Annotated in this window: 17 protein-coding genes; 11 read left to right on the forward strand and 6 right to left on the reverse strand. The window is 33.4% G+C overall.

Annotated features, from left to right (window positions below):
• Position 1: 1 nt before the first annotated feature.
• The 10 genes from HM985_RS01145 (at position 2) to HM985_RS01190 (ending at position 9,654) form a co-directional block, all read left to right on the forward strand.
• On the forward strand, positions 2–1,399 hold the full coding sequence (locus tag HM985_RS01145; RefSeq protein ID WP_179374472.1) for an FAD-dependent oxidoreductase: 1,398 nt from the start codon (positions 2–4) through the stop codon (positions 1,397–1,399).
• A 323-nt stretch (positions 1,400–1,722) separates the two neighbouring features.
• Positions 1,723–2,157 carry a RidA family protein gene (locus tag HM985_RS01150; protein ID WP_179374473.1) on the forward strand — a complete coding sequence of 145 codons (435 nt, stop codon included), beginning with the start codon at positions 1,723–1,725 and terminating at the stop codon, positions 2,155–2,157.
• A 139-nt stretch (positions 2,158–2,296) separates the two neighbouring features.
• Positions 2,297–3,694 (forward strand): aldehyde dehydrogenase, encoded by a 1,398-nt coding sequence (locus HM985_RS01155; protein ID WP_179374935.1) that lies wholly within the window; start codon positions 2,297–2,299, stop codon positions 3,692–3,694.
• Positions 3,695–3,745: 51 nt separating this feature from the next.
• Positions 3,746–5,077, forward strand: coding sequence for a short-chain dehydrogenase (locus tag HM985_RS01160; protein ID WP_179317296.1), 1,332 nt, complete (start codon positions 3,746–3,748; stop codon positions 5,075–5,077).
• Between the two features lie 67 nt (positions 5,078–5,144).
• A complete protein-coding gene (locus tag HM985_RS01165; RefSeq protein ID WP_179374474.1) occupies positions 5,145–5,927 on the forward strand; it encodes an SDR family oxidoreductase in 783 nt (260 codons plus the stop codon).
• Between the two features lie 198 nt (positions 5,928–6,125).
• Positions 6,126–6,662: a 3-hydroxyanthranilate 3,4-dioxygenase gene (locus tag HM985_RS01170; RefSeq protein WP_179374475.1), complete on the forward strand. Its 537-nt coding sequence runs from the start codon at positions 6,126–6,128 to the stop codon at positions 6,660–6,662.
• Positions 6,655–7,740 (forward strand): amidohydrolase family protein, encoded by a 1,086-nt coding sequence (locus HM985_RS01175; RefSeq protein WP_173587307.1) that lies wholly within the window; start codon positions 6,655–6,657, stop codon positions 7,738–7,740. The genes HM985_RS01170 and HM985_RS01175 overlap by 8 nt, the downstream gene beginning before the upstream one ends.
• 105 nt (positions 7,741–7,845) lie before the next feature.
• On the forward strand, positions 7,846–8,487 hold the full coding sequence (locus tag HM985_RS01180; protein ID WP_179374476.1) for an O-methyltransferase: 642 nt from the start codon (positions 7,846–7,848) through the stop codon (positions 8,485–8,487).
• 8 nt (positions 8,488–8,495) lie between these two features.
• Positions 8,496–9,275 (forward strand): HipA family kinase, encoded by a 780-nt coding sequence (locus HM985_RS01185; protein WP_179374477.1) that lies wholly within the window; start codon positions 8,496–8,498, stop codon positions 9,273–9,275.
• Positions 9,265–9,654, forward strand: a complete 390-nt coding sequence (locus HM985_RS01190) for a DUF3037 domain-containing protein (RefSeq protein WP_179374478.1) — start codon at positions 9,265–9,267, stop codon at positions 9,652–9,654. Before HM985_RS01185 ends, HM985_RS01190 begins: the two co-directional genes overlap by 11 nt.
• Positions 9,655–9,738: 84 nt before the next feature.
• On the opposite strand, the gene HM985_RS01195 is transcribed toward HM985_RS01190, so the two are convergent.
• The 6 genes from HM985_RS01195 to HM985_RS01220 all read right to left on the reverse strand — a co-directional run bounded on the left by HM985_RS01195 (position 9,739) and on the right by HM985_RS01220 (position 16,276).
• Positions 9,739–11,235, reverse strand: coding sequence for a S8 family peptidase (locus HM985_RS01195; protein ID WP_179374479.1), 1,497 nt, complete (start codon positions 11,233–11,235; stop codon positions 9,739–9,741).
• A 117-nt stretch (positions 11,236–11,352) separates the two neighbouring features.
• Complete coding sequence (locus HM985_RS01200; protein ID WP_179374480.1) at positions 11,353–11,643, reverse strand: Sec-independent protein translocase subunit TatA/TatB; 291 nt, start codon at positions 11,641–11,643, stop codon at positions 11,353–11,355.
• A 99-nt stretch (positions 11,644–11,742) separates the two neighbouring features.
• Positions 11,743–14,043 carry a M1 family metallopeptidase gene (locus HM985_RS01205; protein WP_179374481.1) on the reverse strand — a complete coding sequence of 767 codons (2,301 nt, stop codon included), beginning with the start codon at positions 14,041–14,043 and terminating at the stop codon, positions 11,743–11,745.
• Positions 14,044–14,108: 65 nt separating this feature from the next.
• Positions 14,109–14,615 (reverse strand): DUF6702 family protein, encoded by a 507-nt coding sequence (locus HM985_RS01210; RefSeq protein ID WP_179374482.1) that lies wholly within the window; start codon positions 14,613–14,615, stop codon positions 14,109–14,111.
• Positions 14,616–14,658: 43 nt separating this feature from the next.
• Positions 14,659–15,471, reverse strand: a complete 813-nt coding sequence (locus HM985_RS01215) for a peptidase associated/transthyretin-like domain-containing protein (protein WP_179374483.1) — start codon at positions 15,469–15,471, stop codon at positions 14,659–14,661.
• Complete coding sequence (locus tag HM985_RS01220; protein ID WP_179374484.1) at positions 15,458–16,276, reverse strand: carboxypeptidase-like regulatory domain-containing protein; 819 nt, start codon at positions 16,274–16,276, stop codon at positions 15,458–15,460. The genes HM985_RS01215 and HM985_RS01220 overlap by 14 nt, the downstream gene beginning before the upstream one ends.
• 139 nt (positions 16,277–16,415) lie before the next feature.
• Here HM985_RS01220 and pepE point away from each other — a divergent pair, with 139 nt between their 5' ends.
• Complete coding sequence (gene pepE / locus HM985_RS01225) at positions 16,416–17,123, forward strand: dipeptidase PepE (protein ID WP_179374485.1); 708 nt, start codon at positions 16,416–16,418, stop codon at positions 17,121–17,123.

Consider the following 17,123-nt stretch of genomic DNA (forward strand, 5'->3'; position numbering starts at 1 on the left):
TATGAGTAACAAACAACAAAACATACTGATTATTGGAGCAGGACTCTGTGGAAGTTTACTCGCATTAAGATTAGGGCAAAGAGGTTACAACGTTACCGTTTACGAAATGCGCCCCGATTTAAGAACAACAGATATTTCTGCAGGTCGTTCTATTAACTTAGCTTTTTCTGACCGTGGTAATAAAGCCATGAAACTCGTTGGTTTAGAAGACAAAGTAAAAGAATTGTGTATCCCCATGAATGGCCGAATGATTCACGATAAAGAATCGAACACGTTTTTATCTAATTACAGCGGAAGAGATCACCAATACATTAACTCTATTTCTAGAGGAGAACTTAATGCCCTACTCTTAACGGAAGCCGAAAAGCATGAAAATGTAAAAATTCACTTCAATAAGAAATGTAAATCTGTAGATTTTGAAAACACAGCAGCATTATTTCAAGATTATAACTCTAAAGATGAATTTGCAGAAGACGCAGATATCATTATCGCAACAGATGGCGCTGGCTCTGCACTTAGAAAAAGTTATTATTTAGGAAAGAAATTCTTATTCAGTTTCTCTCAAGATTATTTAACTCATGGTTATAAAGAATTAAGCATTCTACCCACAGAAACTGGTGATTACAAAACCTATAAAAACGCTTTACACATCTGGCCAAGAAGCAGCTTTATGCTCATTGCACTACCAAATTTAGACGGTAGTTTTACCGTTACTCTATTTTTAAGTTATGCTGAAGGTGAATACAATTTCAATAATTTAACAACCCCAGAGCTTGTTACAGAATTCTTCCAAAAAGAATTTCCAGATGCCTTAAAAATAATGCCCAATTTGGTTGATGATTTTTTCGAAAACCCAACCGCAGCATTAGGAACTGTAAAATGTTCCCCTTGGCATTATAAAGGCAACACTTTACTCATGGGAGATTCTGCTCATGCTATTGTTCCTTTTTATGGACAAGGCATGAATGCCTCTTTTGAAGATGTTGTAGAATTCGATAAAGTTTTAGACCAAAATTTAGAAAATTGGGAAGCTACTTTTACAGCTTACGAGAAAAACAGAAAGAAAGATACTGATGCCATTGCAGATTTAGCTATTGACAATTTTCACGAAATGAAAGGCCACGTATCAAATCCCATTTTTCAAGAAAAACGCAAGATTGAAATGGCACTCGAAAAAGAATTTCCAACAGCATACAATTCTAAATATAGTTTAGTAACTTTCAAGGAAACGGTTGGCTATAGAGAAGCGATGCTAAGAGGAAGAGCCCAAGACAAAGCGATTTTAAATATGCTTACAGATGGAATTATTTCCGTAGAAGATAATTTAAAAGATATTTTAGAAAAAGTAAAAAAAGAAACCGAAGCTATTTTAGAAGACGATAGGATTGCTGGGTTGTAGTGAGCAGTAAGCAGTAAGCAGTAAGCAGTAAGCAGTAAGCAGTAAGCAGTAAGCAGTAAGCAGTAAGCAGTAAGCAGTAAGCAAAATTTAAAATATAACTTGGGAAGAAAACAAAATTAAGTTAAAATTAATGTCCCAAATTTCGACGCAGTCGGAAACAACGATTTTAAGAAATAATGAGCGAAGAAGCGGAACTGCGAAGCGAAGCTTCAAGCATGTAGCTTCGAAAGCGAATGGTGCTTTAGCAATTTCCTGATAAATCGTTTTGAATTTTTGGTTCGTTTTGTTCCAAGACAAAATGAACATTAACAATAAAGAAGAAAATGAGTAATACAAAAAATGAGGTTCCTACTTCCGCAGGAACTGGCGTAACACCAAGAGGAGCCTATCCACACGTAAAACAAGTAGGCGATTTCATTTTCGTCTCAGGTACAAGTTCTAGACGTGCAGATAATACCATTGCAGGCGTTGACCTCATAGACGACATGGGAACAAAACGTTTAAACGCTTATGTACAAACACAAGAAGTCATAAAAAACATAGAAAAGAACTTAACTAAGGTTGGAGCAACATTAAAAGACGTGGTTGATGTCACTTCATTTTTAGTCAACATGAACGACTTCGCTGATTATAACAAAGCCTACGGAGAATTTTTTGAAAAAGAAACAGGACCAACCAGAACAACGGTTGCAGTACACCAATTACCACATCCAGATTTGGTGGTTGAGATTAAGGTAATGGCTTATAAGAAACAATAACTGTCATTCCTGAGAAGGCAAGAATCTTATCATGCTATTCTTAAATCATTCCGCTTTTAGAAATAACAAAAGAACAGAATAAATCGTAAAACCTTTGGCAACTATAAAAAACTACATCAACGGAGAGTTTACACTTCCCATGGCTAATGAATGGATAGACAATTATTGTCCAGCAAACGGAGAAATCTATGGGCAAATTCCAAATTCAACCAAAGAAGACGTAGAAGAAGCGTATAAAAGTGCCAAATCAGCCTTTAGGCTGTGGTCGCAAACCACATTAGAAGAACGCAGCAGAATTCTTATAAAAATTTCAGAATTACTAGAAGCGAACATAGACCGTTTTGCAGAAGCGGAAAGTAAAGACAATGGCAAACCTATAAGTTTAGCAAAAGCAATAGACATTCCAAGAGCTGCAAGTAACTTTAGATTCTTCGGTAATGCCATCACACAATTTGCAAGTGAAAGTCACGAATCTATTGGGCAACAAGCCATAAATTACACCTTACGTCAACCCATCGGTGTTGTAGGCTGTATTTCGCCATGGAATCTTCCACTCTACTTATTTACATGGAAAATTGCACCAGCAATCGCCGCAGGAAACTGTGTTGTTGCTAAGCCAAGTGAAGTCACGCCGATGACGGCTTATTTGTTAGGCGAAATCTGTAATGAAGCTGGTTTACCCAAAGGCGTTTTAAACATTGTTCACGGTTTAGGATCCACCACAGGGCAAGCCATCATTGAACATCAAGATATTAAAGCCATAAGTTTTACTGGAGGCACAGCAACAGGAGCACATATTGCAAGAGTTGCTGCACCAATGTTTAAAAAATTATCTTTAGAATTAGGTGGAAAAAATCCTAACATCATTTTTGCAGATTGCGATTATGAAGACATGTTAACAACAACGGTTCGTTCATCATTTGCAAATCAAGGTCAGATTTGTTTATGTGGCAGTCGTATTTTTGTGGAAATGTCTATTTATGAAAAATTCAAAACCGATTTTGTTAAAAAAGTAAACGCATTAAAAGTCGGTCATCCTTCACATGAAGACACCAATATCGGAGCTTTAGTTTCAAAATCACATTTAAAAAAAGTAAAAGAATATATCGCAATTGCTAAAGAAGAAAATGGAACCCTTTTATGTGGAGGAAATGAAGTCGTTGTCAAAGGTTTTGAAAACGGTTACTATTTAGAGCCAACAGTCATCGAAGTTATTAATGATGAATGTCGCGTCAACCAAGAAGAAGTTTTTGGTCCCGTAGTAACGATCATGCCATTTAACACCGAAGAAGAAGTTTTAGCGATGGCTAACAAAGTAAAATATGGTTTATCTGCTACACTTTGGACGAATGATTTAAAACGCACTATGAAACTAAGCAGCCAATTACAAGCCGGAATTATTTGGGTAAACACGTGGATGCTTCGTGATTTAAGAACCCCTTTTGGAGGTATAAAAGCTTCTGGTATCGGCAGAGAAGGCGGATTTGAAGCATTGCGCTTTTTTACGGAACCTAAAAATGTTTGTATAAAATATTAATACTTTTTGTAATGCAAAATCTCTCTCAGTAATACAATCTAATTTCAATCAATGAAGAAAATAGCCTACCTATTATTATTAATCTTAATCAATTGTTCTAACGATGATCAAACAGATAAAGCACTTTTAGAAAAAGACAAAAAAATGTTAGTTGAAAACCTGGATGCAGGAAAAGTAGCGGGCTATAAATTTGGTAAAATTTTAATTAGAGCATCTGCAAAAAAAGATTCTACATTTTATTCTCTAGAAGGCGATGAAATAGATGCTGAAAACTTTATCGATTTTAAATCTACTTTAAATAATACATTTCAAAAAGTTGAAAAAGTTAGTAAAAATGAAGAGTTATCTGTTTTAGACTATATTTCAATATACCGAGACTATAAGGAAATGGAAACATTTATTATGGAAACGGATGAAGACCTATTCCCAACGCTCGCTGAATCAATAAATGAAATTTATGGTGACACATCAAAAGTTCATCCAAGGTTAAAAGGAATTAAAAAGAAGGAGGCAGAAGCTTTTGAACATGCTGCTTTAAGCGCAATTGTTTTATTAAGCAAAGATTTAGGAAAAGAAGTAGCACTATATGAATGCTCTAAAACTGAACCTAAATTTCTACCCGATTCTGAATTTAAAACATTAATTCAATTTTTTAGAGGTTTTATATTTTTTGAAAAAAAACTTTTTTACCTTTCTGAAGATGAAATTACTAGAAATATAAATTGGCTCGATGCTAACAAAAATATAGACCTGCCATTAACAAGATCTATGTTCAAATGGGGCAACTTAGATAATAAGAAAACTCATATAGGCTTTCATTCTATCAATCATTTGTTTAGAGGCTTTGATAGACTTATGATGGATAGAGCCATCGATGAAAAGAGAGCACTTGAAGATTTTGAAATTTTCTTATCAGATTCTAAAAAATTAGGAGTAGACAATGAGCTTATATGGTCTGTTGAAACTTATTTATATTTAAAAAATGAAGAAAATGAAAAAGCCATAATAGCATTACAGAAACTAAAAACAAGCTCATTCCTAACTAGTAATGATAAAAAAAACATTGATCAATCTATAACGTATTTAAAAAACAGAGAACCAGGTAAAGTCTTAAATGGTTTTTATGATAAATATTTTTTAAGTAAAATAGCTACTAAATATATTTTCTCTATACTATCTTCTATTGATTGGGAAAGAATACTAATTGAGAATGATGTTAAGCATACAAAAGAAATTTTTGAAATGATTGAAACATTAAATAACCTCTCAAAAAAAATAGATAACCAACTAAGTGGCAAAACAATCAATGAAGCAAGTAAAGCAATAAAAGAAACAGGTAATAGTTTTTTTAATACCGCAAAAGACCTATTGAATAATGAGTAATTATTCATTTTTAATAAATTAAATATTAATAAAAAAACCTCATTTCTTATGAGGGCTATCGATAGAAATGAATCTAGAATTAAACAATAAATACGCATTAGTTTGCGGAAGTACAGCAGGAATAGGAAAAGCAACAGCTATGGCATTAGCTGCAGAAGGTGTTCAAGTAACTTTAGTCGCTAGAAATGAAGACAAACTTAAGGCCACATTAGCAGAATTACCGAAACAAAATCAGTATGATTACATTGTTGCCGATTTTTTAAATCCAGAAGATTTAAAAGCAAAAGTTTCTAATTATATTATCAAAAATCATGGGTTTCATATTTTAGTAAATAACACAGGCGGGCCAGCTGGTGGACCTATTTTTTCTGCAGAAATCAATGAATTTGAATCTGCTTTTACGCAACATTTAAAATGCAATCATGTCTTAGCGCAAACTGTCGTTCCTTTTATGAAAACCGAAGGTTATGGAAGAATAATCAATGTAATTTCTACTTCTGTAAAACAACCTTTAGACGGTTTAGGTGTTAGTAATACCATAAGAGGTGCTGTTGCGAGTTGGAGCAAAACTCTAGCAAATGAATTAGGGCAATTTGGTATTACCGTAAACAATGTTTTACCTGGTGCCACAGGAACCGATAGACTTGCTGAGATTATTAAAAACAAAGCAGCAAAATCTGGTAAAACAGAAGAAGAATCTGCTACGGCTATGAAAAGCACAGTACCAGCTAAACGTTTTGCAAAACCAGAAGAACTTGCGGATGCCATTACATTTTTAGCGAGTGAACGTGCTGCTTATATTAACGGAATTAATCTTCCTGTTGATGGAGGAAGAACAAAATCTTTATAATCCTTAAAATCTGTCAGGTTTTAAAAACCTAACAAGTTTGTGTAGTAGAATTTTGATTTTTTATTACTAATTTTAATGCATTGATGAATCTGCGTTAAGGGTTGCAACGGCATCCTTTTTTTGCTGCCATATATGGCAAAAAAAGATAGAGTGTAAAGCCTGACCCTTTTTCAGGGTAACGCCCAAAAACATAAAATAATGAGTAAAATATATCCACCAATCAATTTTAAAAACTGGATTAACGAAAATCGTCATTTATTAAAACCACCTGTAGGGAATAAAGTGGTTTGGAAAGATGGTGACTATATTGTTATGGTGGTTGGTGGTCCTAACAGCAGAAAGGATTATCATTATAATGAGACACCAGAATTTTTTCATCAAATTGAGGGTGATATTATCCTAAAAATTATTGATGAAGGTGTGCCTAAAGATATTCATATTAAAGAGGGTGAAATTTTTCTTTTACCACCTAAAGTTCCGCATTCACCTCAGCGTGGTGCTAACACGGTAGGTTTGGTTATTGAATATCCTAGAGAAGAAGGTGTAAAAGATGCGTTATTATGGTTCTGTGAAAATTGCACCACAAAATTATATGAAGAGGACTTTACCGTAAAAAATATAGAGACGGATATGCCTAAAATTTTTGATCATTATTACAATGACAAGGAAAAACGCAGCTGTCCTAATTGTAGAGAAATAATGGAGCCACCTAAAAAAGTACAAATTGATGAGTAAACGCAAACTTAGAATAAACGGCCATTCACACCTACTTCCCTATCCTGAAGAAATCCCTCAGTTTATGAAAGATAAAGAAATTTTTTGGGTGGATAAAGACCGAAAGTTTATGCTTCAAAAAGATTGGAACCGTCCGATTACTGATTCTAGTTTTTTCTTGGATGAAAAGTTAGAATGGATGGAACGCAATAAACTAGACCATGCTGTTGTCTTAAATTTATCGCAACTTTACGGAAATGGTTTAAGGGTTGAAGAAATGAAACAAGCTTTGAGGTTTCAGAATGATTTCAATGCCAAAATACAACATAATCACCCTAGTAAATTTACTTGTGGCTTTGTCGTTCATCCAGGTTTTGTAAGAAGTGCTTGTTGGGAAATTGAGCGTTGCGTAGAAGTTTTAGGCATGCAACTTTTGTGTTTACCTACACATTACATGGATTCTATTGGAACTTGGCGCTGTATTTTTGATGAAGAAAATGAACCCATCTTTGAAATGGCTAACAAATATAATTTGGCTATTGAAATTCACCCTTACGATGGTGAGAAATTTATAAAACTTGAAAACACGTCTTGGCGTTTTCATTTAATTTGGATGTTAGCACAATGTGGAGACGCTTATCATTTTTTAACTTTAAATGGCTATCAAGATAAATACCCAAATATGCGTACTTGTTTTGCTCATGGCGGACAATTAGCTCAGATTAACTTAGGAAGACGTATTCAAGGATTTGATGGACGCCCCGATTTATTTGAAGGCAAAAGTCATCCTAGAAAAGCGGTTGGTCATAAAAACATATTCTTTGATACACTAGTACATGATACTGGCGGATTAGAATTATTAATAAGAAATCAAGGTTCTAAACAGGTCATTATGGGCTTAGATGATCCTTATCCGTTAGGTGAAATGGAAAGTGAACAACAATCTTCTTATCCTGGTAAAATCATTGATTTAGCCATAGACAGAAAAATCATAACGGAGACTGAAGGTGATGCTATTTGGGAAGACAATGTTATTCAATGGCTTTGCGGAGATGATGAGGCTGCAAAACAAAAATTAGTTTCTCGTATTATGTCTTAACGATTTCTAATTGGTTTATTAATTTTGCGTTTAGGATTTCTAATCCTGAAGCAAACTCAAAAACCTATAGACTAACTGCATCTCTTTTAAATAAAAAATATTCCAATGTATTTCTTACCCGAAGCCTTAGACAATTATGTTGTAAAACACTCTGAACAAGAGCCCGATTTATTGCAACAACTAACAAGAGAAACGTACCAAAAAATATTACAGCCTATTATGCTTAGCGGTCCTTATCAAGGTCGGGTGTTGAGTATGATTTCTAAATTAATGCGACCTAAATCTATCTTAGAACTAGGAACATTTACGGGTTATGCGACTTTATGTTTAGCGGAAGGCTTACAAGCAGACGGAGAATTACATACTATAGATGTTAATGAAGAATTGGTGGATTTTCAACGTAAGTATTTTGACAAATCTAATTACGGGTCTCAAATTAAGCAACATACAGGAAGCGCCATCGATATCATTCCGACGTTAGATAAAACATTCGATTTAATATTTATTGATGCTGACAAACCTAATTACAGTAATTATTTCCACTTAATTATAGACAAATTAAACCCAGGGGGCATTATACTTTCTGATAATGTGTTATGGCACGGAAAAGTAGTAGAACCTGTTGGTGCAAAAGACATTTCTACACAGTCTATTTTAGATTACAATACGCTTTTAAAAAATGATGAGCGCATTGAAACGGTTGTATTACCTATTAGAGATGGCTTAACGATTAGTCGAAAATTATAACCACAACTATGAGTAAAATTGAAATAAGAACTGTAGATGTGGTAAAATACATCACACCTTTGCGAGAAGGCGGCTCACTGCCTGCCATTGTTGAGGCTAGTGATGGTTTTCTCTATGTTTTAAAATTTAGAGGTGCAGGGCAAGGAAAAAAAGCATTAATCTCTGAGTTTATTGGAGGTGAATTAGCCCGAGCTATTGGATTAAAGGTTCCTGAATTAGTCTTTATGAATTTAGACGATTCCTTTAGTAAAACCGAGCCAGATGAAGAGATTCAAGATTTATTAAAATTTAGTGTAGGTCTTAATTTAGGCTTACATTATCTAAGTAGTTCTATTACTTTTGACCCTTTAGTTTCTGTTGCAGATGCAATGACGTCTTCTAAAATAGTGCTTTTAGACAGTATTATTAGTAATATAGATCGTACTGTAAAAAACACCAACTTACTAAATTGGAATAAAGAATTATGGGTTATAGATAATGGCGCTAGTTTTTATTTTCATCATAATTGGAGTACTTGGAAAAATCACCTTGCAAGAACATTTCCTTTGATTAAAGATCACGTTTTATTAGAACGTGCTTCGCTTTTAGATGAAGCTTCTAAGGCTATTATTTCAGCTTTAAATTCAGACACTATAGAAGATATTGTTTCTAAAATTCCTGAAGATTGGTTGATAAATGAATCTGACACATTATCACCAGATGAAATGCGAAATGCTTATATAGAATATCTAAATTCTAGACTTTCAAAAATTGATTCATTAGTTAAAGAAGCCAAAGATGCCAGATAAAGTGACTTTTGAATACGCTATAATTAGACTCGTACCAAGAGTGGAACGCGAAGAATTTTTTAATATTGGGGTTATTTTATTCTCAAAACGAAAAAAATATCTCGGTGTTAAATTTAACGTCAATGAAAATAAATTGAAGGCTTTTTCTTGTGAATTAGACTTAGATGCGATTAACAACTACTTAAAATCTTGGGAATTAATTTCTAAAGGAGAAGTTTCTGCTGGAAAAATTGGTCACTTTGAAATTTCAGATCGGTTTAGATGGTTAGCCGCTTCACGAAGTACCATTATACAAAGTTCTAAAACACATTCGGGCTTAACAGATAATCCAGAAAAAGAGTTGAATTCTATTTTTGAAAATTATGTATTAGAGGCATAAATATTAATTCATATATAAAAAAAAGCAAGCCTTATTAATTAATAAGGCTTGCTTTTTTTTTGACTAATTTACTTCAATTACAATTTATTGAACAGCTTCTAAAGCATCAATATTACCATAACCAAAACTACCATTCTTACTAGGATAAAACTCAGCAGACTCCTTTAATCGATTTAATACTTGAGTTCTACTCCAAGAAGGATATTTAGACCAAATTAAAGCTGCAATACCTGCTGTAGTTGCTGTAGCTACAGAAGATCCGCCTGTGTAACGTCTCTCTCCATTATTAAAACCTAATACAGGAGGTGCTTTACTGGTATCATTATCTCCTTCCATAATAATTGTAAAATCTATTTTACTTCCGCTATGGCACACATCACATCTTTCATAACTAGAACCATCAGTAACACCTGTAACCGCAATAGTTTCATCCATTGTTGCTGGAAAAATAACACCATATCCATTCGTAAAACTAGTAGAAGTTCCACCTGCTGCAAATATTAATTTACCTTTACTATAGGCGTATTCAACAGCATCTTCAATATTACCTATAGACCAGACATAACCAATAGACATTGAAATGATTTTTACATCACTTCGATCACCTAATTGTGTTAAAGCGTCTGATACCCCCTTACGTTCGTGATAATCGTTTAACAAAACATCCTCTGTTGCTCTATAAGCCACTAAATTTGCATTATATGCTACACCAACAGGCATACCGTTATCATTTCTTGGAGAAGCCATCGTTGATCCCATAGCGGTTCCGTGTCCACATTTATCATGTTCACCATCATAATTACTAGACCACCACCAATTAGAATCTATAAAAGTCCCATATTTTTCTACAGTACGCCCCGAAGAATAACCATCATTAATTCCTGAAGAATTTAAAAGCAATTGCGACTTTGAAACTCCAGTATCAATTAAACCAATAGTAACACCTGAACCTGTAGATTGATTCCAAGCTTGTGGAATATTGTGCTCATCAAAATGCCACGATACTTGAGCATTATTAGGTGAAATTGTTGAGTAATGAGCGGCACTAATAGAAGCTCCTTCTGTATCACAGCCTGAACTTGATTTTTGTTCTACTGTATATTGATTATAACCATTAGGCTCTAAATACCTTACATAGTCACTTTCCATAAGTGCTATTACAGTTTCTATTTTAGTAACTTCGACATCAAAAACAGTTAAAATTTCATCTGCTCTAAATTTGAAATCTTCCTTACTCACTTCTTCTTGATCCTTGATTAAAGCAAGTAAATTATTTTTTTTCTCTTCGAGTTCTCTATCAAATGCTTCACTGAAACTTTGTCCTTCGTTACCATAGCCAATAGTCAATACATTTTGACCATGACCTAAGGCACTCCATAAGAAATGAGCGTCTTGTTTATTCCAATCAAAATCTCCAGAATCGTCGAGACTTTCTGTTATTTCCTGATTGATTTGATCTATTGTTAATGGGGTTTCAGAAAATTGAACTACTTCTGATTCGGTTTGAATAACTGCATCTTTAGAACAAGAGACAATGGTTATAACTAATAAAAGCATCACCAAAGAGTTGATTTTTTTCATAAAATATGATTTAGATATTTAATTAATTACCTAAATATATTAAAATAAAAATGCCTTAACGACAATACCTATTTTAAGAAATCTTAAAAAAAGTAGTTTATCGTTTCATAAAAAAAATTACTTATTACGTTTTAAGGAGCCGGTAAAGTCTTCTAAATCATCCTTTACTTTTTTAATTTCGTCATTGATGTTTTTAGTCACATCTGTGTCTATAATATTATTTTCTCTTGCGCTTTTGGTAACTTCATTCTTAATATCGTTGGTAGCATCTTTTATTTGACGCATTCCTTTACCTAAGCCACGTGCGATTTCTGGAAGTTTATCGGCACCAAAAACTAAGACTACAATAAATAATACAAATACTATTTCTGTGCCTCCTATGAATAAAAAAGTTAATTGCTGTATCACGTTGCAAATATAAAGTGAGTTTGTGAATAATACGACTTCAAATAAAGAAATAAAAAAGCCGACTTCAAAAAAAGTCGGCTTAAATTTATGTTATAATTATTAATCTCTAGTGCTTTCCTTAAACTTATCGAAATCACTTGCTTTAACTTCTTTCGGCCAAGCGTTGTTTGAAGTATCAACATCAGCTGTTTCTAAATCCGGATCTACCATAACTCCTACAATTTCTTTATTGCTAGCAATAGCTTTACTGACTTCTTTATCATTCAGTCTCCAGATTTGCGCAGGATATGTTTCTCGTTTTTTAGTCCCATCTGCATAAGTGTACTCTACTATAAGTGGCATTACTAATCCTCCTGGTTTTTCAAAAGTAACTTCATAGAAAAATTTAGGCGTTTCCTTCATTTCCTTTTGCTCTGCAGGAGTAAAGTTATCCATAATATATTCTTTTACCGTTGGTAAATCATTCATAGTAACACCTTTCTTCATGGTTTCTTCATAACCTTCTTCGCCTTCTTCAATAAAATAAATTAATGTTTTAGCATCAATGTTATTACGCTCAGCTATTTGCTTTCCATTTTCGTTTGGTGTAGATGTTACTGCAAATTTCTTCACACTTTTTACTCCAATATCTGTATAGTCAGTGGTATAAAACCAACCTCTCCAGAACCAATCTAAATCAATAGCGGAAGCATCCTCCATTGTGCGGAAAAAATCTTCTGGTGTTGGGTGCTTAAACATCCATCGGTTAGCATATTCTCTGAATGAATAATCAAACAATTCGCGCCCCATAACAGTTTCTCGTAATATGTTTAAACCTGTTGCTGGCTTACCATAAGCATTGTTACCAAATTGATAAGTGTTTAATCCTTTACTCATTATTGGAGCAATAAAATCTTGTTTTCCTCCCATATATCTCACTATGTTTTTAGCAGGACCTCTTCTAGAAGGATACGTCTTATCATTTGCAGATAGCGCTTTAGGATACCATTCTCCAAAATCTTGTTCTGCGACGTATTGTGTAAAGGTATTTAAGCCTTCATCCATCCATGTCCATTGACGCTCATCACTATTTATAATCATTGGAAACCAGTTATGACCAACTTCGTGTATAATAACGCTAATCATTCCGTATTTTACTCTATCAGAGTAATTACCGTCTTTATCAGGACGTCCATAATTCCAACAAATCATTGGGTATTCCATACCTTGCTGTTTAGCATGAACAGAAATTGCTTTATGGTAAGGGTAATCAAAAGTCATTCTAGAATACGACTTTAATGTACTCGCTACTGCTTTAGTTGACCATTCTTCCCATAACGGGTTCCCTTCTTTAGGATATAACGACACAGCCATTACATCTTTCTCCCCTAATTTCACAGCCATCATATCCCATAAAAACTTACGAGAAGTTGAAAAACCAAAATCACGAACCATTTTAGCTGATAATTTCCAAGTTTTTTTCTTTTTACTTTTAGACTTTTCTGCTTTTTCAGCTTCATCTTGTGTAACGATCATTACAGGTTCGTCGTATGATTTCTTCGCCTTTTTATAACGTTTCATCATATCTTTTGTAAAGACCTCTTCTCTATTCGTTAAGACACCTGTACCATCTAAAATATGATCTGCAGGTACAGTTATATTTACATCAAAATCACCAAATGGTAACGCGAATTCATCACGTCCCCAAAACTGAGAATTTTGCCATCCTTCTACGTCATTATAAACAGCCATACGAGGGTAGAACTGTGCTATGACGTAGGCACGATTATCATTTTCTTCGAAATATTCGTATCCAGAACGTCCACCATCCTTAACGTGATCGTTGATATTGTACCACCATTTTATCTGAAATGAAAATTGATCTCCAGATTGCATTGCCTTTGGTAACTCAACACGCATCATTGTACGATTGATAGTATGCGCTAAATCTTTACCATTTGTATCTTTTACATGCTCAATATGAAATCCACCATCAAAAGATTCTTTTAAATAAGATTTTACAACACTAGAAGATGTTGTTGCTGGTCTTACAACAGAATTACTAATTAAAGGAGTCTTAGAATCTTTAGCACGTACATTTTGGTCTAATTGTACCCAAAGATATTTAAGCTCGTCTGGTGAATTGTTTGTATACGTGATTGTTTCGTTACCGTACAATTTTGCAGTGGCATCATCAATTTCGATGTCCATTTTATAATCTGCTTGTTGCTGGTAGTATCCAGGTCCTGGTGCTCCAGATCCTGTTCTAAAAACGTTAGGTGTAGAAAACTCATCATACAATTGCTTGAATTTGTTCTGATTAGTGTGACCTTGTTCACGTTCTGGTTTTACATCATCTTGAGCATATGTGCTAAACGAAGCTAACAGCATTGCGCATAAGAAGTACTTAAGTCTTTTCATAGTTAAAGTTAGTGTTATTTAAAGTGATGCCTAAAATAAGAATTTATGATGGCTTTGGTAGTGTTTTACTCAAAGTTTAACAAGCAAGTATCGTTTTCTGGTACCAATAAAAAGCTCTTATTTCTATTTAAAAGTTTCATTCTAACGATATTCTGCTGGCTTGAATAAACATCAAATAAAACTTGATTGGTAATCTCAATGGACTTAATAGTTTCAACATTTTCTAGTTCTATATAACAATAAGCTATGTCTTCCTTGTACGCTTTACCTAGATAATTATAAGCTGCGGGTTTTCCATTAATATTAATCTGTAATTTACTAGTCAAATAACGCTGAATATAGTCATCAACAACTCTAGATTCTTCGTCAACACCTAGCGTAATACGCTCGTCGTAACGTTTACGGATTAGAACCTCTAAATCATCAATAAATATTTGACTTATAATTTGAAGTGATTGCTGTTCTTTAGAATATGCAACTTCGGTTACACTAACATAATATTCATGTTCTGTGTTACTAGAAATAAAAAGAGGTGAAATTAAAATGGCAATTAAGAGATGTAGTGGTTTCATATTTACAGTGTGAATTCAATTTTAGCAAGAACACAGCTCAAAATTAATCTTTAATGACCAATTTTCTATTTTCTAGATATAATTTTAATTTTGCCTGTAGAAATTCTATTAAAGCAAACTCATCTTTTTTATTGCATAGCCCTAAAAACCTAGCATCTTCTTCACAATATAGAAAATACTCTGCTCGTAAATTTTGAGTTAAAGTATCCTTTTCAAAAAGAAAAGATTCATAATCACGTTTTAAACGTTGAATACATCCTTCTCTATTATCTAGCTCTACAATGGCTTTTAATTTCTTTGTTCTTCCGCTTATAGTGTTCAGTAGTTTGTTTAGGTTAACACTAGGGCCTGTACCGTATGCGCCAGCAACTAAATCTACCATACTTCCTCCATTAGCATCATACAGTTTACGCTCGTTTTGAGTTAGTGGTTTCCCTGTGTAACCAGGGATTCCTAAATCGTAAAAATTAATTTCAGGTTTAACCTTTAAATTTTCTATATCGGACTCTAAGCTTCCTGTAAAAATCTTACCAACCACAACCTCATTTAGCGCACTTATATTCTCTATTAGTTGTACTCTTAAATAACCTGAATTTATAATTGAATCTGTAATTACAATTTCTTTTAATTGATATTTAACTCCTGAAATTATCAAAGTATCTGAAACCCTTGCAGGTATTACAAAACTTCCATTTTCTTCTGAAATTGTATATTTTAATGCCGACTTATTAAGTACATGAAGTCCTTCAACTTCATCTTTAGCTATGAGTTGCCCTTCTAAATCGATTCGTTGTGCACCTGCAAAACCTACAATTGAGAATAATATGATTAAAAAAAGAAATTTACTCTTTTTCACTAGATTCTTTTAAGAACGCTTTACTTAGTTGAGAAATACGTTCTAAAAGTTGCATTTCCTTACCTTCTTCAAACAAATTATGATCAACACCTTTTTGTTCTACGTAATCTGTAAATGCTCCAACTTGATCAAGAGGAATATTGAAATTATTATGAATATAATTAACACTATAGGTATCTAAAGCCTGTTTAAAAGGTGTTAATTCTTGTAGTTTATCTTTCTTTGTTTTTGGCTTTTTAGAGTCCAAATTAACAACTTGTTTTAATAAAAAACCTGCAACATTAACTATATCTAGCATATTGCCAACGTAAGGATTATACTCATTAAAAGCCAAATTATCTGCTTCTGTTTTATAATCTGCCGAAAATTCGAAATCTTCAATATGATCTAATCCAAAATAAACATCATCTAAACTAACATTGTATGTTCTTACATTTTCTAAATCTGCATATAAATTCCCTGTTAAATCAAAGGGTAATAAAACAACCTCATCTAATTTATTAACCTCTTCAACAAGAATTACAGTCAATTTTTTAGAAGCAACTATTTTAGCTGTAATAGTAACTTTAAAATCCTCAAACTGAACTGCGCCAAATTCTACAACTTCATTGAGACCAACGTTTATTTTAAAGTTTCCGTCTGCATCTGTATAAGTGCCTTTGTTAGAAGAAGAATTATAAACCGCCACTCCTCCTTTTTCGTCTGCAGACACTACAATCTTACCATCAACAGTGACTCTGTCAATGTCTTGTGCATAAATAGTAAATGAGAAAATCGTAAATAATAAGAGTAGTGTTTTTTTCATAATTAAGTTGTTTGACTAAATTTCGGTTTTATTCTTGACTTAGCATAGCTATCCACTAGTAAATATTTGTTAAATGATTAAATTGCCTTTTTAAAAAAGTTTAATTTTCTTTGCAAAATAAAGCTCTAAAACATAAATTTTGAAATCAATTATAATAGCGAGCACTTCTACCGTTCATGGAAGTGGTTATTTAGAATACCTATTAAAAGAACTCGAAATCCATTTTAAATCTGCGGACACCATTATTTTTGTGCCGTATGCAAGGCCTGGGGGCATATCTCATGATGCGTATACAGAGACTGCTGCAAAAGCATTTGCTAAAATTGGAAAAACAGTAAAAGGGCTTCACGAATTTGATAACGCAGAAGAAGCCATAAAAAAGGCACAAGGTATTTTTGTTGGTGGCGGAAACACCTTTGTTTTGGTGTCTCAACTTTATAAAAACAATGTACTATTACCTATTAAAGATGCTGTAAAAAATGGAACACCTTATTTAGGCACAAGTGCAGGTAGTAATATTTGTGGCTTAACGATGAATACAACTAATGATATGCCCATAATATATCCTCCTAGTTTTAAAACCTTGGGATTAGTGCCTTTTAATATAAATCCTCATTATTTAGATCCTATTGAAGGCAGTACACATATGGGAGAAACTAGAGAAACTAGAATTAAAGAGTTTCATGCCTATAATAGCCAACCAGTTATTGGTATTAGAGAAGGGAGCTGGATTGAAGTAAAAGATGACAAATTAACATTGAGAGGAACTTTAGAAGCCCGTATTTTTGAGTATAACAAAGCTCCTTATGAAATAGCAACGAATTCGGATCTTGATTTTTTAAAATAA

This window comes from Winogradskyella wichelsiae (genome assembly GCF_013403925.1).
Lineage (GTDB): Bacteria > Bacteroidota > Bacteroidia > Flavobacteriales > Flavobacteriaceae > Winogradskyella > Winogradskyella wichelsiae.